This window comes from Segatella copri, assembly GCF_026015465.1.
GTDB lineage: Bacteria > Bacteroidota > Bacteroidia > Bacteroidales > Bacteroidaceae > Prevotella > Prevotella copri_E.
In genome coordinates this window covers 47,436-68,873 of sequence record NZ_JAPDUQ010000003.1, presented here as the reverse complement: position 1 = coordinate 68,873, position 21,438 = coordinate 47,436, and the positions used below count along the sequence as shown (strand labels likewise).

16 protein-coding genes are annotated in these 21,438 nt (G+C 46.1%); 8 read left to right on the top strand and 8 right to left on the bottom strand.

The genetic code is table 11. The annotated features are described in order from the left end of the window. Positions 1-113: 113 nt before the first annotated feature. Positions 114-3,383, bottom strand: coding sequence for a glycoside hydrolase family 2 TIM barrel-domain containing protein (locus ONT08_RS11470; protein ID WP_264959986.1), 3,270 nt, complete (start codon positions 3,381-3,383; stop codon positions 114-116). Between the two features lie 371 nt (positions 3,384-3,754). Here ONT08_RS11470 and ONT08_RS11465 point away from each other — a divergent pair, with 371 nt between their 5' ends. The 3 genes from ONT08_RS11465 (at position 3,755) to ONT08_RS11455 (ending at position 6,717) form a co-directional block, all read left to right on the top strand. Then, positions 3,755-3,946, top strand: coding sequence for a hypothetical protein (locus tag ONT08_RS11465; protein WP_117587888.1), 192 nt, complete (start codon positions 3,755-3,757; stop codon positions 3,944-3,946). A 322-nt stretch (positions 3,947-4,268) separates the two neighbouring features. Next, positions 4,269-6,089 carry an arginine--tRNA ligase gene (gene argS / locus ONT08_RS11460; protein ID WP_254974418.1) on the top strand — a complete coding sequence of 607 codons (1,821 nt, stop codon included), beginning with the start codon at positions 4,269-4,271 and terminating at the stop codon, positions 6,087-6,089. 154 nt (positions 6,090-6,243) lie between these two features. Then, positions 6,244-6,717, top strand: coding sequence for an RNase H family protein (locus ONT08_RS11455; RefSeq protein ID WP_153091509.1), 474 nt, complete (start codon positions 6,244-6,246; stop codon positions 6,715-6,717). Positions 6,718-7,063: 346 nt separating this feature from the next. On the opposite strand, the gene ONT08_RS11450 is transcribed toward ONT08_RS11455, so the two are convergent. The 3 genes from ONT08_RS11450 to ONT08_RS11440 form a co-directional block, all read right to left on the bottom strand. Further along, positions 7,064-7,207 (bottom strand): hypothetical protein, encoded by a 144-nt coding sequence (locus ONT08_RS11450; protein WP_264959985.1) that lies wholly within the window; start codon positions 7,205-7,207, stop codon positions 7,064-7,066. A 272-nt stretch (positions 7,208-7,479) separates the two neighbouring features. After that, entirely contained in the window at positions 7,480-8,919 is a 1,440-nt protein-coding gene (locus tag ONT08_RS11445; protein WP_194252622.1) for an AAA family ATPase, read from the bottom strand. A 194-nt stretch (positions 8,920-9,113) separates the two neighbouring features. Then, positions 9,114-11,186 (bottom strand): glycoside hydrolase family 127 protein, encoded by a 2,073-nt coding sequence (locus ONT08_RS11440; RefSeq protein WP_264959984.1) that lies wholly within the window; start codon positions 11,184-11,186, stop codon positions 9,114-9,116. 214 nt (positions 11,187-11,400) lie between these two features. Between ONT08_RS11440 and ONT08_RS11435 the strand changes: the two genes are divergently transcribed. Beyond that, positions 11,401-12,225, top strand: a complete 825-nt coding sequence (locus tag ONT08_RS11435; protein ID WP_264959983.1) for a Cof-type HAD-IIB family hydrolase — start codon at positions 11,401-11,403, stop codon at positions 12,223-12,225. A 91-nt stretch (positions 12,226-12,316) separates the two neighbouring features. On the opposite strand, the gene ONT08_RS11430 is transcribed toward ONT08_RS11435, so the two are convergent. After that, on the bottom strand, positions 12,317-14,278 hold the full coding sequence (locus ONT08_RS11430) for a glycoside hydrolase family 97 protein (protein WP_264959982.1): 1,962 nt from the start codon (positions 14,276-14,278) through the stop codon (positions 12,317-12,319). A gap of 156 nt (positions 14,279-14,434) precedes the next feature. On the opposite strand from ONT08_RS11430, the gene ilvA reads away from it, so the two are divergent. The 3 genes from ilvA (at position 14,435) to ONT08_RS11415 (ending at position 16,925) form a co-directional block, all read left to right on the top strand. Continuing rightward, entirely contained in the window at positions 14,435-15,634 is a 1,200-nt protein-coding gene (gene ilvA / locus ONT08_RS11425; RefSeq protein ID WP_117587973.1) for a threonine ammonia-lyase, read from the top strand. Between the two features lie 86 nt (positions 15,635-15,720). Further along, on the top strand, positions 15,721-16,095 hold the full coding sequence (locus ONT08_RS11420) for a RidA family protein (protein WP_006848032.1): 375 nt from the start codon (positions 15,721-15,723) through the stop codon (positions 16,093-16,095). Between the two features lie 53 nt (positions 16,096-16,148). Then, complete coding sequence (locus ONT08_RS11415; protein ID WP_118190219.1) at positions 16,149-16,925, top strand: ABC transporter ATP-binding protein; 777 nt, start codon at positions 16,149-16,151, stop codon at positions 16,923-16,925. Between the two features lie 337 nt (positions 16,926-17,262). On the opposite strand, the gene ONT08_RS11410 is transcribed toward ONT08_RS11415, so the two are convergent. After that, a complete protein-coding gene (locus tag ONT08_RS11410; RefSeq protein ID WP_118200713.1) occupies positions 17,263-17,634 on the bottom strand; it encodes a hypothetical protein in 372 nt (123 codons plus the stop codon). Positions 17,635-17,883: 249 nt separating this feature from the next. Here ONT08_RS11410 and ONT08_RS11405 point away from each other — a divergent pair, with 249 nt between their 5' ends. Further along, a complete protein-coding gene (locus ONT08_RS11405; protein WP_264959981.1) occupies positions 17,884-19,458 on the top strand; it encodes an ATP-binding protein in 1,575 nt (524 codons plus the stop codon). A 69-nt stretch (positions 19,459-19,527) separates the two neighbouring features. Here ONT08_RS11405 and ONT08_RS11400 read toward each other — a convergent pair whose 3' ends face one another. Both ONT08_RS11400 and ONT08_RS11395 read right to left on the bottom strand, forming a co-directional pair. After that, on the bottom strand, positions 19,528-20,370 hold the full coding sequence (locus ONT08_RS11400) for a LytR/AlgR family response regulator transcription factor (RefSeq protein WP_117587041.1): 843 nt from the start codon (positions 20,368-20,370) through the stop codon (positions 19,528-19,530). A gap of 33 nt (positions 20,371-20,403) precedes the next feature. Then, positions 20,404-21,324, bottom strand: coding sequence for a histidine kinase (locus ONT08_RS11395; protein ID WP_118200715.1), 921 nt, complete (start codon positions 21,322-21,324; stop codon positions 20,404-20,406). Between the last annotated feature and the right edge of the window lie 114 nt (positions 21,325-21,438).

Below are 21,438 nucleotides of genomic sequence, written 5' to 3'. Positions count from 1 at the left end.
CTGTACCTACACTTTTCCGTGATAGGTGGTGCAAAGATAAAAAAATCCACCCCGAATGAGGTGGATTTTCTGTTTAAATATATTGGATTTTTGTACAAATCCCTGCTTTTCTACTATTTATCTAATGGAATGAGCACGAAAGTGAAGTTCTTATCGCCATAATGGAGGCGATACTTCTCCAAAGGCCATGCACCCCAAGAGTTCTCACCAGCCACACCTGAATGCTCTGCATCGAGGAAAAGATTGGTGAATTTTGACTTCTTCAGGTTGAAACTGTGGCGCTGATCCTTGTCATCACCATCATCCAGTTCTTCTGTATCGAAGTGGATGGCGGAAGCATAGAATGGCTTGCTGCTCTTCACCTTGAATCCAAAACCGGAAGCATCGGTCTGATTCCACCAGCGCATATCGCCCTTGGTTCCACTCTCCTGTGGACGGATGTATGGGAAGTACTGGTTGTCGGCATCATCGCTGTAGATTCCGATGCGCATGCAGTCCTCACGGTCAGAATAGTTCTCGATAGGACCACGGCCGTAATACTGGCTCTTGTCCATATCGTATGGCAACTGCATCAGCATACCGAAACGGAACAGATCGCTGACCTTGGCATCATCAGAAGCATCAAACTCCTGGCTTACCTTCATCGCACCGGTGTTAGGCATGATGAGATAATCGATTTCCAGCTCACCCTTCACCTCTGGCATCTCATAGGTTGCACAGATGCTGATGGTGTTTGCCTTCTTGTCCTTTTCAACAGCTACACCCTTCAGGTTCATGACAGGGTTCTTCCAAACCTGGAACTTCTTCTGCAGGCCGGCACCGAAATCATTATCGGTAGGAGCACGCCAGAAGTTTGGCTTCAGGGTACCGCCCTCGCCGAGGAGCGACTTGCCACGATAGGTATATTCAGAGATGAGACCGGTGGTACGGTTCACCTTCACGGTCAGATCAGGAGTAGTAACGGTGATATCCTGCTCGCCCTTCTTGTCGATGAGCTTAGCCTTCACCTTCTTGCCGTTCTGAGCCTTAGCCATGTTTTCTGCACAATGACCGCAGCACTTCTTCTCCTTCACTGCCAGCTGGGCATAAGCCACAATCTGGCCAGCCTCCATCAGAGGTTCAGCCTTCTTCAGACGGAAATCGATGTTGAGGAACACCTCCTTGCCCTTTACCTTAGAAAGGTCGTAAGGGATGGTGAAGTTCTTGGTCTGCTGGGCAGCCACTTCGATATCAGCGATGGTACCGTTCTGAGTCTCCACGCCATCCTCAATGAGGCTCCATGCCAAAGCATAGTTGCTCAAATTGCGGAAGAAGTTCTCATTGTATACACTTACTTCGCCCTTTTCTGCATTCACCATCTTAGCCCAGATGTTCTGATACTGGTAGGCTACCTCGTAGGCATGAGGATTGAGCTGACGGTCAGGACCGATGATACCATTGCAGTTGAAGTTGTTGTCGCTAGGGTCGTAATTGTTATAATCGCCACCGTAGCAATATTCTATCTTGCGGAGCTCTTCATTGCTCATCTTCTCAGGATTCTTGATGGTCATCGGCTTCAATACCTTGCGGTGCAAGCCCTGGTCAACGAAATCCCAGTCGAAACCACCCTGGAGGATAGGATACTTGCGAATCAGAGCCCAGTAATCCTTCAGGTTACCGCCTGAGTTACCCATGGTATGGTTGTACTCGCACTGGATGAGCGGCATCGGACTGTTAGGGTCCTTCGCATACTTTTCACAAGCACTTACAGGATAGTACATAGGGCAGAAAATATCGGTACCCTCGCCTCTGCGAGCCTGCTCATACTGAACCGGACGGCTCTGGTCCTGGCTCTTGACCCACTTGTAAGCCTGCAGGAAGTTATCGCCCATCACAGTCTCATTACCCAAACTCCAGGTTACGACACTAGGATGATTGAAGTACATGGAAACATTGTGCTGGTTGCGCTCCATAATCTGCTTGGCAAACATCGGTTTCTTGGCAGCTGCATCATCACCATACTGGAAACCGTGACTCTCCTGGTTAGCCTCTGCTACCACATAGATACCATACTCATCGCAGAGTTCGTACCAGCGTGGATCATCAGGATAGTGGCAGGTACGGACAGCGTTGATATTCAGGCGCTTCATAATCTTGATGTCCTGAATCATGCGCTCCATGCTTAATACATAACCTCCATCAGGGTCAATCTCATGACGGTTGGCACCCTTGATGAGCACAGGCTGACCGTTGACAAGGAACTGCTTGTTCTTGATTTCCACCTTGCGGAAACCAACCTTGACAGGAGTCATGCTAGCCGCCTTCATAGCGTCCTTCTTCTGAGCACCCATCAGGGAAACCTGCAGGGTATATAAATAAGGTGTCTCAGCACTCCACTTCTGAGGATTAGCTACCTGCAGAGAGAAATTGGCAGTACCGTTCTTTGCCACGCCGGTAGTGGTTGCTACCTGCTTGCCGTCCTTATCGAAGAGGGTGAAGACTAGCTTGCCGTTACCCTTTACCTTGGTAGAGATATTGAGCACACCATCCTTGTAGTTGTTTACTAGGTCAGGAGTAACACGGATATCCTCCAAATGCAACTGGGCATCGCGGGCAAATAGATAGCTTTCACGAGCCACACCACTCAAGCGCCAGAAGTCCTGATCCTCATCCCAGGAACCATCGCACCAGCGGAAGGTCTGGAAGGCAATCAGATTCTTGCCTTTCTTCAGATAAGGAGTGATGTCAAACTCGGCAGCTACCTTGCTATCCTCTGCATAACCGGCAAACTTGCCGTTTACATAGAGATAGATGTTGGAAGTAACGCTACCGAAATGAGCTACAACCTGCTTGCCATCCCAGTTGGCAGGGATGTCGATGATACGGCGGTAAGAACCTACATGGTTGTCCTTGGTAGGAACTGCTGGTGGCTGCTGGTCAAAATGTCCGCGCCAGCCAAAGCCTACGTTCACATATTCCGGATTACCGAATCCGTTCATCTCCCAGTTGCCTGGAACATTCATGGTCTTCCATTTGGAATCATCAAGATCTTCCTTGTAGAAGTCGGTAGGACGCTGGTCTGCATTAGCCACCCAGTTGAACTTCCAGGTTCCGTCGAGCGAAAGGAAATACTTGCTCTCCGTCTTGTTCATGTGCAGGATATCCTTGCTCACGATCTTACCGTCTTTCTCTGAAACCCAGTCATCTGCCGGATAGGTGAAGAAATTGGTGTGCAACGGAAAACGATTGATGGCATTCACCTGAAGGTCGTGCCATTCTGTGTAAGTTGGCTGTTGGATGGTCGTCTTATTCAACGCCTTAATGGCAGTCTTCGGTTTGGTTGCACCAAAGGTTGACATTGCTAATCCTGCCAAACTCAATGTTACGAACAGTCTCTGTTTCATGTTTGTTAGTTATTTATACATTAGATTGAAATTACACCTTATTATATATAGGTTATTCTATACCTTATTATATATAGGCACATCCTGGAGCATCTTATATACCTCCATGTTGCCGGTAGCCTCAGCTAAGCAACTGCAAATATATGAAAATTAAGTTAGAAACAAGCAGAGCGACCGTATTTTTTATTGTTTTTTCAACACCGGAGCACCATTTTCCAAGAAATAGGTACCCATACCATCATAGAAAGGCATATAAATATATAAAACTTTTTCAATATCCGCCAAAAGAAAATGACAAAAAAGTTTGGTGTTTCAAAAAAAATGCATTACCTTTGCCATCATAAAATAAACAACGAAACGACATAAAAATTATGATGACAATCGAAGAATACAGAGCAGCCATCTTGCAGGCTTTGCTCGATGCTAAGAACGAGGACGGCACTCCAGCCATTACTCCAAGGGAAGCACAGGAAGCACTCAACGGATTTACCGACGACGAGTTGCAAGACGGAATCCTATGGAATTCGCCCGAAGACGTGGCAGCTATTATCCTTGAGGGATAAATCACGGAAGTTATATTCAGCTACCAACAATAAGAATAGGAGCAAAGACCCTTTTTGCGGGGTCTTTGCTCCTATTCCCATTTATACTTCCAGTTCTTCCCTTTAAAGACAGTCTTCAACAGCCCCGCAATACTTCATTTCTGTTGCAAAAGCAATAAAAAACTAAAGAATGCGACAAAAAACAAAAGAATGTGCAATTTTTCTTTCACAATTCAATTATTATTTGTAAATTTGCAGCCGCATAAACGGAAAGGGAACTTGCAAATCCCTCTTCAATCAGTTTAAAAAGATAATTTTACCGGTAAAAAAGATATATTAAATAATGAAGATAGAAAACGAAATCATCAGCTCGGTCATCGCTGCGGTGAAGGAGCTTTATGGTCAGGACGTACCTGAGAAGATGGTAGCCCTGCAGAAGACCAAGAGTAATTTCGAAGGTAACCTTACCCTCGTCGTATTCCCATTCCTCAAAATGTCGAAAAAAAAGCCTGAGGATACAGCACAGGAAATCGGCGAATACCTGAAGAAAAACTGCGCTAACGTTATCGCAGACTTCAACGTGGTTAAGGGTTTCCTCAACCTTTCTATCGCTCCTGCCGCTTGGGTAGGACTCTTGAACACCATCAACGCTGACCCTAAGTTTGGTGAGAAGCCAGTTACTGAGAACAGTCCGCTCGTCATGATCGAGTACTCTTCTCCTAACACCAACAAGCCTCTCCACCTCGGTCACGTGCGCAACAACCTCCTCGGCTGGTCATTAGCCCAGATTATGGAGGCTAACGGCAACAAGGTAATCAAGACAAATATCGTTAACGACCGTGGTATCCACATCTGTAAGTCTATGCTCGCCTGGCTCAAGTGGGGCAATGGCGAAACTCCTGAAACTTCCGGCAAGAAGGGCGACCACCTCATCGGCGACTACTATGTAGCCTTCGACAAGCACTATCGTGAGGAAATCGCAGAGCTCAAGGCTCAGTACATGAAGGAGGGCATGGACGAAGAAGCTGCCACAGAGAAAGCTAAAGTAGAGGCTCCGCTGATCAAGGAGGCTCACGAGATGCTCGTAAAATGGGAGAACAACGACCCTGAGGTTCGTGCACTCTGGCAGAAGATGAACAACTGGGTTTACGCTGGCTTCGATGAGACCTACAAGATGATGGGTGTAGGTTTCGACAAGATATATTATGAGTCAAACACTTATCTCGAGGGTAAGAAGAAGGTAGAGGAAGGATTGGAGAAGGGTCTCTTCTTCCGCAAGGATGATAACTCTGTTTGGGCTGACCTCACCAACGAGGGTCTCGACCAGAAACTCCTGCTCCGTTCTGACGGAACTTCTGTTTATATGACTCAGGACATCGGTACTGCCGATCTCCGCTTCAAGGACTTCCCTATCGACAAGATGATTTACGTAGTAGGTAACGAGCAGAACTACCACTTCCAGGTGCTCTCTATCCTGCTCGACCGTCTCGGTTTCAAGTGGGGTAAGGACTTGGTTCACTTCTCTTACGGTATGGTAGAGTTGCCTAACGGTAAGATGAAGAGCCGCGAGGGAACCGTAGTAGATGCTGATGACCTGATGGCAGAGATGATTAAGGATGCTCGCCAGACAAGCGATGAGCTTGGCAAGTTCAAGGACATGAGCGAGGAAGAGCGCCAGGAGATTTCACGCATCGTGGGTCTCGGAGCGTTGAAGTACTTCATCCTCAAGGTAGATGCCCGCAAGAACATGCTCTTCAACCCAGAAGAGAGTATCGACTTCAACGGCAATACAGGTCCTTTCATCCAGTATACCTACGCTCGTATCCGCAGCATCATGCGCAAGGCAGCAGCCGAGGGCATCAAGATTCCTGCTGAGTTGGGCGCAGATGCTCCTATCAACGAGAAGGAGATTGACCTCATCCAGAAGATGAACGACTTCGCAGCAGCCGTAGCCGATGCCGGCAACAACTACAACCCTGGTGGTATTGCTAACTACTGCTACGAGTTGACCAAGGAGTTCAACCAGTTCTATCACGACTACAGCATCCTGAATGCTGAGAGCGAGGCAGAGAAGATTACCCGTCTGGTTCTTGCAGCCAACGTGGCAAAGATCCTGAAGAATGGTATGTCTCTGCTCGGCATCGAGGTTCCAGAAAGAATGTAATATATACATAAGATATAATAACCTACAATTTAAAAATAAAAAAATATTGACTATTTGACATAATGAGCATGGCCCTGGAGCTCGACTCCAAGGCGCATGCTCATTTCAGTTTTAGCCAATCCTTTTTGTTTTCCAACCCCAAAAAGAAAAAAATATGAATAAAATGCCCGTAAATCCTCCTTCATGGAGAAACGATACAGTCTTGCCTCTACCCAACGAGGTAGTAGCCAACGCTTGGGCTGTGGATGCCGCCTGTTCCGGCAATCCCGGTCCGATGGAATACCAATGCATCGACCTTCAGACCGGTGCCCAGGTTTTCCATTATGGTCCTATCCACGGCACCAACAACATCGGCGAGTTTCTCGCCATCGTCCACGCCCTCGCCCTGATGCAGCAGAAGGGCATTACCGACAAGATAATTTATAGCGACAGCGTGAATGCCCAGCTCTGGGTAAGCAAGAAACAATGCAAGACCAAACTGGAGCGCACTCCCCAGACCGAACAGCTCTACCAGGTCATCGCCCGAGCCGAGAACTGGCTCCGCACCCACCCCATCAACATACCTATTATAAAATGGGAAACGAAGAAATGGGGCGAGATTCCAGCCGATTTCGGAAGAAAGGGATAAGTTTTTACAGCCTTAGCGCTTCGGATTCTTTTTGTAATTTTACCGTAGTATTAATCTTGTTTTTTAAAAGAAATAATATGAGATTTTATACAGAAGAAGATATATTAGATAAGCATATAGGCAAGATAGGAAGTCCTCATCGTGATCAATTTGAGAATGAAATCAACAGATTCTTAACCAAAGAGACCACCAAACTCCCAGATTGTTCTTGCTGATTCAGTAAGCATCACCTTTAGATAGACAGTTTAAGAAATAAACGAAGCTATCATCAAAATACTCTTCACTCTTCACCAAAAGCCCCGAAACCCCTGTATTTATCGGCATTCCGAGGGGTGAAGAGTTGTTTTTATCTCTTCACCCACTCTTCACCACTCTTCACCGTCAGGAACGGAAACAGAGGCGAAAGACTGATAGGAGGATTGCAAATCAGCCAGAACTGAAGGGTGAAGAGTGGTGAAGAGTAGGTGAAGAGTGCCCGAATACTCTTCACCCCTCGGAATGCCGATAAACACAGGGGTTTCGGGGCTTTTGGTGAAGAGTGAAGAGTATTTGGCAGGAAGCCTATACGAAAATAAAATAAAGGAGGTTTCGATAACTGTTCAAGTAAAACAGCCGACTAGCGACTCTTGCGCTAGTCGGCTGTTTGCAGTTTGCCAGTTGGCTGTTTATATTTTGCCAGTTGGCTATTTCCGGTTCTCGCATCAATCATCGCAAGTACTTACATCGACTATCGTAAGTACTTGCGTTAAAGAACGATATCAGTTATTTAAACAAATCATCCATTGTAACGACACTTTGTACCCGACCGGCATATTCGTTGAACTTAAGCCCATAAGTAGTAACCAATGTAAGATGCAAGGAACTCCTGCATTTCGTTTCTTCAGCAAACGTACTCAGTTTATGGCGCAGATTCTTGTCATAAGCAGCATTAATGGAGAAATCATCCTCACAGAATTTCATTTCACAAACATTGATGATACGGTCGGCTCTGTCAATAATCATATCTATCTGCGCACCATCTTTCTCTTTTCTGCTTTTCCAGGGACTCGCCTCTGTCTGCACTCCACTAATACCGAGTGCCTGCTTGATTTGTGGCAGATGATAATAGCAAAGAGATTCAAAGGTAAAACCTCGCCATGCTGTCAGCTCAGGTGTCAGCAGGTTGTCTTGCCAGAAATGTGGATTGGTCGTCTTTCTGCCATCAATAAATGACAAATAGAATTTGCTGTAGAAATCTGTCAGACGGAAATATACCTCACGCTTGGGATAATCATACTTAACATACGATGTTATGAAATCACTCACTTCGAGTGATTTTAATGTAGCAGAAAGCCCCCCGCCATTAGGTATTTTTGTAAGCGAAACGATTTCTTTTCGCGTATATCCCTGTCTTTTTTGAGCCAGAAGGCGCACGATAGTCATGCAATCCTCCGCATTAGTAAAGAGAGAAGAATAGAGGCGGTCGAACTCTAAACCGAGTTTGGCTGCAGGTTCGAAGAAAAGCCTGTCCATATTCTGAGCCAGACTTTTGCCTTTCTGCAGCATGGAAATATAATAAGGAATGCCACCTGTAGCCATATAACATTGTATCTGGTCGAACTTAGACATCACGATGTTGTTAGCCTGATAGTATTCTTCGCATTCGCCCAACGTAAACGGGCGCAACTTGATTTCATCAGTTGTGCGATCAAACAAACCGCCTTTGTTGTTTAATAGCTTGTCTGAAATCCATGACGTGGCAGAGCCGCAGACGATAAGCATGATATTCTGCTTTCCTGCAGCCCATCCATTCCAAAAATGCTCTAATGCTGTAACAAATCCCGAGCGGGGAGTGTCAAGCCATGGCAATTCATCTATGAATATCACCTGACGTTTGTCTGCATCTTGCTCTTCCAAGAGATTGATGAGTGCATCAAAAGCTTCGAGCCAAGAGGATGGCACCTTCTTACCCTTGCTGCCATAGCGAACAAGACTGGAGTAAAAGCTAGTCAACTGTTGCTCCATTATTTTTTGACCACTCAACTCGTAAGGAGATAAACCCGTATGGTAAAAGCTCATTTTATCCTGAAACAATTCTCTTACGAGAAAGGTTTTTCCGACCCTTCTTCTACCATATATTACTGCAAAAACAGGTTTATTTTCCTTGTAAAGATCCAGGAGTTCCTTAATCTCCTGCTTTCTTCCGATAATTTTCTGTGCCATAATCCTTTCGTTTATTTTGCTGCAAATATACAAAAAATATCGTTTCGAGCAAAATAAACGCACGCTATTTTGCTCGAAATGGGGTAAAAATACCATTTCGAGCAGAATTTACTTAGCATTTGCGAACCGATACTTCACTTTCGCCATCGGATAATCGTTCAGACGCAAGATGAATATCAATTTCTAATCATAAATTATTTATCCAACACACTTAAATTCTGATAGAACCAGACGTTCATCTGATTGGCTCCACGATGATTCCAGGCATAGTAAGGAATCAGAGTCAACACATCGTTCTTGACAGATACGCCATTGGCACCCTCTTCCAGAATCTGGGCATCAGCCTTGATGGCCTTGACAGAGAAGGCTGGAGCGCCCTTGGTCTCGGTGTTCTGAATGCTGTAGTTATCCACCACAGAGAAGGCAGGCTTCTTGGCCATAACGGCACGGAGCACTGGCTCGTTCTGATTATCCACAGCCTCAGCGCAATATACCAATGGTCCACGCTCTACGGCAACCTTGCCCTTATCATCAGCCACCTTACCGTTAGCTACAACTGTACGGATAGGCATATCAAAATGGATGCGGATTACATCGCCCTTCTTGATGTTCTTGACAGGGAGATAACCCTTGTTGGCATCGAGATCAGCCTCTACAGCCTTGCCGTTTACGGTTACTGTGTAAGCAGGCTTCTCTGCATCGCTATACTTGTAAAGGTCGCTAGGTACTACCTGGTTGCGAACCCATCCAGGAATACGGACCAGGAGGTTGGCATTCTTCACACCGCTCTTCTTCACAGCAATCTTGATATCGCCGTTCCAAGGATACTCGGTAGTTTCCTCCAGAACCACATCCTTGCCATTCACCTTGATGGTAGATGTATTGCCGGCAAAGAGATTCACATAGATATTGTTACCCTTCACGCCATAGAGATAGCCAGGAACAGAAGGGATGAAGCGGCACAAGTTACTTGGGCAGCAGGCACATCCGAACCAAGGCTGGCGGGTGGTGTTGCCATCGGCATTAAACTTATACTTGCCATCGCTTGACAATGGGTTTGGATAGAAGAATCTGCCACCATCCATACTCATACCCGAGATGACACCATTATACAGACTACGCTCCATGCAGTCGATATACTTGCTCTCGCCGTGAAGCAGGAACATGCGCTCGAAAAGGTAAACCATAGAGATGGCTGCACAGGTTTCATTATAGGCAGTCATGTTTGGCAACTCATAGTTATCACCGAATGCCTCACCGGCATGGCGGGCACCTACTCCACCTGTAAGGTAATACTTCTTGCCAACGATGTTTTCAAAAATACGGTCGATGACCTTCATATAGGCAGAATCCTTGGTCAGGGCAGCCACATCGGCAATACCAGCATACATATAGCCGGCACGAACAGCATGACCTACCGCCTCTTTCTGCTCCAGGATAGGAGCCTGGCTTTGAGAATATGGATTGCGGATATGAGTCTTGCCACGATAGTCGAGCAGATACTTAGCCTCATCCAGATACTTCTTCTCACCGGTCAGGGTATAGAGACGAGCCAAAGCCATCTCTGCAATCTGATGACCAGGAACGATGGTAGCCTGTCCTGGTTTAGGTCCCACCTCCTTTACCACGCAATCAGCATAACGCTTGGCGATATTCAGGAACTTGGTGCTTCCGGTAGCCTGATAGTGAGCGCAGGCTGCATCTACCATGTGACCGAGGTTGTAAAGCTCGTGGCTCGCCTCCTCGTCCTTGACCCAACGCTTATTTCCCGACCACTGGTGTGGATGCTTCGGGTTGATGGTACGGGCGGTATAGAGATAGCCATCTGGCTCCTGTGCCGCAGCTACCACATCGAGCACGCTGTCGATGTAAGCCTTCAACTTTTTGTTCGGATAAGTCTGGAGGATGTAGCTGGCACCTTCGATGGTCTTATAAACATCGGTATCATCGAAAGAAAAGCCCATGAACTTGCTCACATCCCACTCCTTGGTGTTCAAGCCCGGGTGGTTAGGATGCTGCAGGGTATAGGCAGCCATATCGAAATTCTTGTAACGGTGCTCGCTCTCACACTTGCTGAAAGCCAATGGCACGGTTACTTCTCGGGCAGCCTTCAAGCGGGCACCCCAGAAAGTATTCTGTGAAATCTTCACACTGGTGAAAGGAACCTGAGTAAATGGATAACCATTGCCCAATGTCTTTGCATTCTTCGCCATGGTTGGCACAACTACGGCTGCCGAAAGCAATACTGCTGAAACTAATCTCTTCATTTTCAAATAGGTTTTATTAATTTAATATTATTGTTTGTTATTTCAGTTGCAAAGATAAGAAAACTTTCCGACTATAGTGTATAATAAACAATAAAAAACAGGTAATTATCAGTCAAACACCTATATTTATATCATATTTAACGCTTTTTTTTGTTACAATCGTTTTTTTATCTTACCTTTGCAGTCAAATTAGAAATACAATAATATATCAAATATGAATCATCTTCCATACCGTGCCATCGCCCTTGACCTGGATGGCACCCTGACCAACCACGACAAGGTGGTTACCCCGAAAACCCGCGAAGCGCTGCTCCAGGCAGAAGCCGAGGGTGTTGTTATCATCCTTGCTTCAGGCAGACCGACCTACGGCATCGAACCGGTGGCAGAATGCCTGAAACTGGATAAGCGAGGCGGATACATCCTATCTTATAATGGCGGCAACATCGTGAATGCCAAGACTGGCGAAAAACTCTTCGCCCAGTTCCTGCCTGATGAGGTGATACCTATATTATATAGGTACGCGAAGGAGAAGAACCATGCCCTGCTGGGATATGCCGGCAACGAGATTATCACCGAGATGCCCGACGACCAGTATGTGAAGGAAGAATCGCGTATCAACAAGATGAACATCCGAAAGGTAGAAAACCTGTTCGAAGCCCTGGAGCCTCACCCTACCAAGCTCCTCATGACAGGCGACCCGGCAGATATGCTCAAGGCAGAAAACGAGCTTTCCGAGATTCTGGGCGACAGGATGGACATCTTCCGCTCAGCCCCATTCTTCCTGGAGCTGGTTCCTAAAGGCATCGACAAGGCAAAGTCCCTGCTCCGCCTTCTGTCGAAAATCAATCTCACCCCAGCCGACATGATTGCTTTCGGAGATGGCTACAACGACTTGAGCATGCTGAAACTGGCAGGCATGGGTGTAGCCATGCAGAATGCAGCACCAGAGGTTAGAGCCGAAGCCGACTACATCACGCTTTCCAATGAAGAAGATGGCATAGCTGCTGCCTTGGAACATTTCTGTAAAAAGGATTTTTAAAAGGTAAAAAGGTAAAAAAGTAAAAAGGTAAAAAAGCCTAGCGGGGTATAATCTCCCTAGTTTCTTTTTACCTTTTTACTTTTTTACCTTTTTACTTTTCAACAATCAGTCCACCCTTAGGCTGCATGACTACCTTCAGGTTTCCCTTCTTATCCACCTTTACGGTCTTCATCTGCGATACTGGCCAGAGAGCCTTCTTGTCCTTGCTGGCTGTTTCATGATAATAGGTAACGCTCTTGCCGGCAAGCATTGGCAGATTCAGGGTGAGCTTCATCACCTGGTCGGTGCCGTTCAAACCGGCAACATACCATTTATCACCATGGCGACGGGCAACAACGGCATATTTTCCAGGATAACCGGCGATGAACTTGGTCTCATCCCAGGTAGTAGGAACGCTCTTGAGGAAATCAATCTCGTGCTGAGGAAGCTCAGAGAGATTGTTCGGATAGATGGCGATACATTGGATAGCTGCCTGGTTCATGATAGCCGAAGCCATCTCGAAAACATCAGTAGTATAACGGCGATGACGACTCTTGTTATCCTTGGAGAGATACTTGTTCATGATGGTACCACCCCAATCCATCGCACCCACGGCGTTGCGGCAGAATGGATGCATGGTCAGTTCAAAAGCCTCCTGCTTGGCATGATAATCAGAGAAGAATACATTCTCTGAAGCCAGTACAGCCTCACTGGATACATAGTTTGGATACATACGTTCCCAACCTCTTGGCAGGGTGCAACCATGGAAGATAACCTGAATGCCATAATCGTTGGCATCGCTGAGGATGTCTTCATACTGCTGCATGGTATGCTGCTTGTCGCCACCGAAGAAATCTACCTTGATACCCTTGATGCCGATGCTCTTCATCCAGGCCATCTCCTTCTTTCTTGCCACGATGTTATCCATAATGCCACGAGGTCCCTGAGGTGCATCGTTGGCCACACCATTGGAATTATACCAGAGCATCAGACTCACATTCTTGCTCTGCGCATACTTGCTCAACTCTGCTATCTTGTCTCTACCAATCTGGGTATCCCAGAGCGCATCAACCAGCACATATTCATATCCCATGGTAGCAGCCAGGTCGATGAACTGCTTCTGGTCGTTATAGTTGCAAGATTCATCCTGCCAGATGAGCCAACTCCAGGTATACTTGCCTGTTCCGTATTTCTGGGAAGCCTCGAATCTTGGCTCTACTACATCGTATGGAATGGTGGTCTCTACCAGAGGCTTCAAATCAGAACCCACGGTAATGGTACGCCAAGGAGTGGAACCCGGAAGAATGAAGGTGCCCGATGTAGAACCGATGCCATCTGCCTCCTTCTCCATTGGGAAGGCGATCTGATAACCCTTGGCTGCATCGTAATCGCTGATGTGACAACCCGGATAGTTGCCGTGAGTACCCGTCTCGCTGACCAATACCCAGCCATCGCCGCCTACCTTGAAGAGGCATGGGAAGGTATAGCCATGACCATAACCCGATTTGGCAGTAAGAGGCTGATCCACCTTATAATCTTCTTCATAACTTGGTTTGGTTCGGGCAAAACCGATGAGCGGATCCGACTGTGGACAGAGGTAAGTGGTGGTTACCTTAGGAAGATTGAAGGCAGTCTTCTCCTCATTCACGATGAGATGCTGAGCCTTCAGTTGATCAAAAGTATAACGGAATGCCACATCGTTGTTGCTTACATTGAAGGTAACCGTCATCGGCTGCTTCTTACCGTTGATGTATGTCACGTTGAGCTGGTTGGCATGATAATCTACATGCGAAACCTTGGCGGTGCGGAGGTCATAGCTCTTCTCCACCTTTATCTCATTCTTGCCCTGATAGGTCAAGCCCTGACTGAAATCGCCTACATTGGCAAGGAGACCGAGCTGTGATTCCTCCATCATTCGCTTGCCTGCATAATCGATGGAATAATAGAGTTTGCCATCGCGATCTTCCACCACAACATTCAACTTACCATCAGGAGAAGTGATGGTATTCTTTTCGGCATAGGCACCAATGCTAGCCAACAATGCCAGCGCTACTGCTAAAACGTTTTTCTTCATTTCCAGATAAAAGTAATTAGTTTATTTGTTACTATGTTTTTATGCCGCAAAGTTAAGCAATATTATCGAATAAACAAAAATTTAACCGAATTATTTTGTATTTTCTTCAAATAATAGTAACTTTGCACGAAATAAACTATACACATATCAGCAGTTATGTTACAACTTGACAATTTCTATAAGGCTCGCTTCGTGCTGAGCAAGGTAATAAGAAAGACTGAGTTGGTTCACACGCCAAGAATCAACCCAGAGAGTGATGTTTATTTGAAACCAGAGTGCCTGCAGAAGACCGGTTCGTTCAAGATTCGTGGTGCTTACTATAAGATTTCACAACTCACCGATGAAGAAAAGGCAAAGGGTGTGATAGCCTGTTCTGCGGGCAACCATGCACAGGGTGTAGCGCTGGGAGCTACAGCCATGGGCGTCAAGAGCCTCATCTGTCTGCCAGAAGGCGCTCCTATCTCTAAGGTCGAAGCTACCAAGCGACTGGGTGCTGAAGTCTGTCTGGTACCTGGCGTTTACGATGATGCCTACCAGAAGGCGCTGGAACTGAGAGATGAGCATGGCTACACCTTCGTACATCCTTTCGATGATGAGAATGTCATCGCTGGGCAGGGCACCATCGGATTGGAAATTATCGACCAGCTGCCTGATGTAGAGGCTGTAGTAGTGCCTGTTGGCGGCGGCGGTCTGATTTCGGGTGTGGCTTTCGCCATCAAATCGTTGAATCCGCATGTAAAGCTATATGGCGTTCAGGCTGAAGGAGCAGCAAGTATGGTCCAGAGTCTGCACGATCATAAACAGGAGAAGTTGCCTTCTGTAGCGACCGTAGCTGATGGTATTGCCGTAAAGGAACCGGGAAAGATTACTTTTGAAACCTGCTCCAACTATGTTGACGAAATCGTAACCGTGAGCGAGGATGAGATCTGTGCAGCCATCCTGAAACTCATAGAGAGTGAGAAGATGGTAGCCGAAGGTGCCGGTGCGGCCAGTGTGGCAGCAGTAATGTACAACAAGGTTCCGGTGAAGGGCAAGAAAACCATCTGCGTGGTAAGCGGCGGTAATATCGACGTAACCATCCTGAACCGCGTCATCACCCGTGGTCTTGCCAAGAGTGGCCGTCTCTGTACCATCGAGATGGAGCTGGATGACAAACCGGGCGAATTGGTAGAGGTCTGCTCTGTCATCGCCGGATTGGGCGGCAACATCACCGGTGTTCACCACGACCGTTCTGCCAACCGCAACAAGGTGAATGCCTGCGTGCTCCGCCTCACTATGGAGACTCGCGACGAGGAACACGTAAAAGAAATCAAGGAGGCTTTGGAATCAAAGGGATTCCATCTCTGGATAGTATAATATTTAATGTTGAATGGTTAGTGTTCAATGTTTAGTATTAAGTGTTAAGTGTTAAATTATAAATTGTAAATTATAAATTGAAGATTATGAACGCAATTCACACAGACAATGCGCCTGCAGCTATCGGTCCATATAGCCAGGCTATCGAAGTAAATGGTTTTGTTTTTGCATCTGGTCAGATTCCTATCGACCCTGCAACAGGCAATTTCGTAGAAGGCGGCATCAAGGAGCAGACTCGCCAGAGCCTCACCAATGCCCAGAACATCCTGAAGGCAGCAGGTACCGACCTTTCTCATGTGGTTAAGACTACAGTTTATCTGAACAGCATGGACGATTTCGCAGCCATGAACGAGGTTTATGCCGAGTTCTTCAGCCAGCCATATCCAGCTCGTTCTGCCGTAGCTGTAGAGAAGTTGCCAAAGGGCGCCCTCGTAGAGGTTGAGGTTTTGGCTGCCAAGTAATTCTTCCTTTTTTCTATCAGGAAGTAAATATTCAAGGTGAAAATATTCTTTAGATGGTATCAAGCATTACATTAAAGAATCTGATTATAGGCTATCGTTCGAAGCATCAGCTCCGGGCGATAGCCTCACCTGTTCATGCCTCGCTCCAAGCCGGTGAACTGACCTGTCTCATCGGAGCCAACGGAGTGGGCAAATCTACCTTACTCAGAACTTTAGCCGGATTTCAGCCAGCGCTTGATGGCGAAATTCTGATTCAAGACAAATCTCTTTCTGATTTCTCAGCCCAGGAACTCGCCAGAGAAATCAGCATCGTTCTCACATCGAAGACAGACCATGCCCAACTCTCTGCTGAAGAGATTGTAGGCATAGGCCGTTCTCCCTATACCGGTTTCTGGGGCACATTATCTGCTGCCGACAAGCAGATTGTTGCCTCTGCACTTCAGGAAACGGGCATTCAGCATCTTGCCCAGAGAAACATCAGCGAACTGAGCGATGGTGAGCGTCAGAAGGTAATGATAGCCAAAGCCCTAGCGCAGCAAACCCGCATCATCATCCTGGACGAGCCAACCGCCTTCCTCGATTTCCCCAGCAAGATAGAAACCCTACAGATGCTCCGCCGTCTGGCGCACGAACAGCATAAATCCATATTACTGTCAACCCATGATGTAGAGTTGGCGCTCCAGCTCTCCGACCGTCTCTGGCTGATGGAAGAAAGCCGTTTCTCTATCGGCACTCCTAAAGAACTGGCTGCCGATGGTTCCTTATCCAGATTCATCAATCGTGACGGCATCCGATTCAACAAGGATTCCCTCCGCATCGAAATCAAATGAGTTTTCGTAATTGATTTTTTCTATGGTTGCACGCAAGCACATGAAGAAAAAATCTCAAGTGGCTCAGTTTGCTAACTCAAGTAGCTCAATCTGCTAACTCAAGTAGTTCAGTCAGCGAGTTCAGACGTCTCAGTTAGTTGATGCAGACGTCTCGGCAAGCCTACGGATACGGCTCCGTTAGCCTACGCAGCCATATCTGTAACCCGATGCAGTCATATTCGTAACCCAGCGCAGTCATATTCGTAACCCAACGCAGCCATATTCGTAACCCGATACAGTCATGTTCGTAAGCCAATACAGCCATATTCGCTTTCAACCGTACAGATTGCCAGATTTACTATTTCCGTTTTTGCTGTTCTCTTATTATCCTAACCGTCAAATCGGTAAACTTTTTTATTGCTGCCTGAACCTGTCCTCGTCCGAAAGCCCAGAAGATGAGGGCGGCAGAGGCTGGTGCAGCATGTGTTCCTACATACTGGCGCATTTTAAGAACCGTGCAGTTTTCAATACCAAGTTCTTTCATGGCAGCGAATACTTGGGCTGCTGGTACTTCAAAATCAGCCTTAGTGCGCTGATCTCTAAGTACCAATGCGGTCTTGTTTACCTTAACTACCTTGTATTCCTTATTGGCGTTACTGCGATATGTCTTGATAGTCTTAATCTTTTGAATAAAGTTATCGAATGTCAATATATTAATATCTTCCGTCATAACTAATGGGGTTTAAATGTTGTGGTGATAAGCAAATCATTCCACCTTTTTGTTTATAATTCTCCTCTATTATGGTGCAAAAGTAAGTTTTTTCCGTGAAAAAAACAAGAAAAAATGCATTTTTCTAGAGCATGTACAATATATTCTTTTATCAGGTATCTATTTACATCTTTTTAATTGCCAAAAACTTGCATGATTCAAAAATTAAGCGTATCTTTGCGGCTAAAGATAGGAATAGGAGAAAAGATTATGGCAAACAATGAATGCAGAAAGCTGCCGGTAGGCATACAATCTTTCAATGTCATCAGAGAAGAAGGATACCTCTATGTTGACAAAACTGACATGGTTTGGAAATTGGCGAACCAAGGTTTAAAGTATAATTTTTTTATCCGTCCTCGTCGATTCGGAAAATCTGTGCTTGTTGATACACTCCAGGCTTACTTTGAAGGAAGAAAAGAGCTCTTCGAAGGACTGAAAATCATGGAGTTGGAGAAGGAATGGAAACAGTACCCGGTTATTCGATTCGACATGAGCCGAGGGGGAGCGACTGCAAATGAAGTTAAGGCATACCTGGATCGAACTTTTGATGTTTATGAGCAATTATATGGCATCCATATCAAACCTACAGATTCACTAGGAAACCGCTTCGACCTAATCATTAAAACCGCCTATGAGCAAACAGGGCTCAAGGTTGCCATTCTTATCGATGAGTACGACTCTCCTCTCCAGCACTCGTGGAAAACTCCCGAGCATGAGGGTTGCACAGAAGTATATAGAAGCGTGTTTTCCATCTTGAAAGCTGATGATGCGTACCAACGTTTCGTCTTCATTACGGGTATCACCAAGTTTACGCAGATTTCTCTTTTCTCTGTTCTCAACAACCTGACCAATATCAGTTTCCTTCCTGAATATGCAGCTATCTGCGGTATTACAGAAGAAGAAATCGGGGAGAACTTCAAGCCGGAACTGGAAAGAATGGCTGAAGTGAACGAGTGGACCTTGCAGCAAACTCATGATAACCTGAAGGATTACTACGATGGATACCATTTCAGTCGCAGAAACATGGTGGACATCTACAATCCTTTCAGTCTCCTTAATGCACTCGAGGCACAAGACTTGAGCTGTTTCTGGGTTTCATCAGGAGCAACATCCATGCTACCTAAGTTTGTGGACAACATGGAACTGCGCTTACGGAATTTCGAAAATTGTCCGATTTTACGCAAGACTCTTGAGAGTTCTGATGTCATAAATGGTGGTGCCGAACTCTTTCTCTATCAGACGGGTTACCTTACCATCAAGTCGAGCGATGAATTTGGCTATTTCTTAGGTTTTCCAAACCAAGAAGTGAAACAGGCTCTTTACGAGGTTGTGCTGCCAAGCCTGACCATGAAATCAGAAAGCGATATTATCAGTCTGCAAGGCAGTCTGTTCCGCCAATTGGGTACCGGACAAATCGCAGATGCCATGAAAACACTGAAAGCATTGGTTGCCGATGTGCCTTACAGCAACAAGAAACTTGCCTCGATGGATATGGAAGAGCGCTACCGTCTCATCATCAGTACCATTCTGAATGCCATCGGCCTGAAAGTGGAGGTAGAGCATATGCTTGCAACAGGAAGGATCGACATCATCGCCCAAACTTCACGCTACATCTACGTGATAGAACTGAAACTGAAAAATAATGGTGGTAAAAAGGCTGCCATTCAGCAGATACTGGATAACAAATACCTGGAGCCTTTCCAAGCAGACAAGCGAAAGGTGATAGGCCTCGGCATCGAACTGGACGAGGAAGGCAAAGGGCTATTGGATTGGGGGAATTACTGAAGAATAAAAACATAGAAGAAGAGGGCGTGCAAAATTATATCTTGCACACCCTCTTCTTTTTTCCGATTCCTACAATATCTCCAACTGATCCTTTACCGCCTTATAACAGCGGCGGGAAACCGTGATTTCTTCCTGGTCGAAGGGAGGAGAAAAGATGCAGCGGAGCGTATAGTTCTCGATGCAGAGAAGATAATCGAGATTGATGATGCAATCCTGACGCACCTGAGCCAGAGAAGGCGACATGGAAAGGATGGTTTTTGCCGTGGTCTGCTTCTTCAACTTATAAATCTGACCGTTTGACAATTTCAACTGCCAAAGATGAGTATCTTCATCGAAAGTACAGCAAAACACATCATCGGGCTTCAACATTAATAAGCCCGAAATAGTCTGAATGGCAAGACGCTTGGCTGATGTTTTCAACAGTCCATTCACTCCCGACAATTCCTGAGCTTTCAGAGAAGCCATCGCAGATACCGAAGGCCAGGAAGAGGACTCAAGAGCTGCAGAAGAATCTTTTTCATCTCCATCCACCATCTTCTGCCGGATACGGTCTACTACCAGTTCTAATTCCTCCTGCTGATAAGGTTTCAACAGGAAATCGAAGGCAGAGGCTCTGAGTGCCTCAATCATATACTTATCGAAGGCGCTGTAAAACACTACGATAAGTTCCATCGGCATTTCTTCTCTCAAAGACTGCAATACTTCCAAGCCCGTCTGCCCAGGCATTTCAACATCGAGGAACAGCACATCGGGCTGCATGCTCATCACAAGGTTCTTAGCCGAAACCGCCGAAGAGGATGTGGCAATCACCTCAAAATCTACCAGAGTTGCCAAATCATCTTGCAACTTGTGGATGCTCTGTGGCTCATCATCCACAATCACAACCTTGATTTTATCTTGCATTGCTTGCATATTAGTATGTTTTAAATTCTTATGAAAAGTTTTCTACTTAAAGACATCGTAATCGTAATTACATGGAACTCCAATGCTTACGTGCATACCCTTCTTCGGAGCATTCTCCTCCCCAGGAATTCCTCTGTTGCTCTGCATCTTAAAGAACATCTTGCGTTCGTTGCTTGCATTAAGCATTTCGATGGTGCTGTTCAGGATTCTCAATCCGGTTCCCGTACTGGCAAAACCATTCTTCTTTTTTCTGTCAATAGCCCCCGCTTCTCCACATCCGTTGTCAGTTACCTCTATCCGGAGCATCGCGTCCTCTACCCAGATATTAACATCCAGCAAAGGCGTCTCACCAGTTTCTTCCATGCCCACAAACGCATGCTTCAGGGCATTCTCTACAGGAATCTGGATAATCATAGACGGCAGCATCAGCTTCATATCTACATCCTTGGCTATATGGAACCGAGGTTTCGGGAGGAACGGATTGGTTTCATGGCGAAGGGAAGAATAACCCATCACCATCTGCAATTCTTCCTCCAGACTTACCGCCATCTTATCGCATGTAAGCAAGTAGGAACGGAGTATTTGTATCAGGAGATGAAGCGGCTTGACATCAACTTCCTTCGGAAGATTAGAGACAAAGATATTGAGCACATTAAACACGAAGTGAGGCGGGAAACGATTGCGCACATTCTCCATCTTCAGCGCCATCATCAGGTTCATCTCCTCCTGATGCTGTTGCTTGTTGCGCAACATTTTGTATCGGAGAAAAGCGATGAGAGCCAACACGCTCATTAGCAGCAAACCGATGACCAGTAACAGGATAACGCTAAAGGATCTTACCTCTGCCTGCGTGGTGTGAAGGGAGAAGCAAGCAGCAAGCAACAGCATAAGAGCGAATATGCACAGAAGGCACACTCCATTCTTTATCTGCATCAACATTATCTTTCTATATTCATTTGCCATGATAGACTATTTTAAATGAATTTAAGTTCCCGTTGCGAAAGTACGACAAAAAATTCAAATAAACCTCAAATCCGCAACCTATAGGGTTTAGTGGGATTTTGCTTGTAAAACGAC

Excerpts from the sequence above, each read along its gene's own strand:
- ONT08_RS11470 (WP_264959986.1), bottom strand. The coding sequence starts at position 3,383 with ATGAAACAGAGACTGTTCGTAACATTGAGTTTGGCAGGATTAGCAATG.
- ONT08_RS11465 (WP_117587888.1), top strand. The coding sequence starts at position 3,755 with ATGATGACAATCGAAGAATACAGAGCAGCCATCTTGCAGGCTTTGCTC.
- argS (WP_254974418.1), top strand. The coding sequence starts at position 4,269 with ATGAAGATAGAAAACGAAATCATCAGCTCGGTCATCGCTGCGGTGAAG.
- ONT08_RS11455 (WP_153091509.1), top strand. The coding sequence starts at position 6,244 with ATGAATAAAATGCCCGTAAATCCTCCTTCATGGAGAAACGATACAGTC.
- ONT08_RS11445 (WP_194252622.1), bottom strand. The coding sequence starts at position 8,919 with ATGGCACAGAAAATTATCGGAAGAAAGCAGGAGATTAAGGAACTCCTG.
- ONT08_RS11440 (WP_264959984.1), bottom strand. The coding sequence starts at position 11,186 with ATGAAGAGATTAGTTTCAGCAGTATTGCTTTCGGCAGCCGTAGTTGTG.
- ONT08_RS11435 (WP_264959983.1), top strand. The coding sequence starts at position 11,401 with ATGAATCATCTTCCATACCGTGCCATCGCCCTTGACCTGGATGGCACC.
- ONT08_RS11430 (WP_264959982.1), bottom strand. The coding sequence starts at position 14,278 with ATGAAGAAAAACGTTTTAGCAGTAGCGCTGGCATTGTTGGCTAGCATT.
- ilvA (WP_117587973.1), top strand. The coding sequence starts at position 14,435 with ATGTTACAACTTGACAATTTCTATAAGGCTCGCTTCGTGCTGAGCAAG.
- ONT08_RS11420 (WP_006848032.1), top strand. The coding sequence starts at position 15,721 with ATGAACGCAATTCACACAGACAATGCGCCTGCAGCTATCGGTCCATAT.
- ONT08_RS11415 (WP_118190219.1), top strand. The coding sequence starts at position 16,149 with ATGGTATCAAGCATTACATTAAAGAATCTGATTATAGGCTATCGTTCG.
- ONT08_RS11410 (WP_118200713.1), bottom strand. The coding sequence starts at position 17,634 with ATGACGGAAGATATTAATATATTGACATTCGATAACTTTATTCAAAAG.
- ONT08_RS11405 (WP_264959981.1), top strand. The coding sequence starts at position 17,884 with ATGGCAAACAATGAATGCAGAAAGCTGCCGGTAGGCATACAATCTTTC.
- ONT08_RS11400 (WP_117587041.1), bottom strand. The coding sequence starts at position 20,370 with ATGCAAGCAATGCAAGATAAAATCAAGGTTGTGATTGTGGATGATGAG.
- ONT08_RS11395 (WP_118200715.1), bottom strand. The coding sequence starts at position 21,324 with ATGGCAAATGAATATAGAAAGATAATGTTGATGCAGATAAAGAATGGA.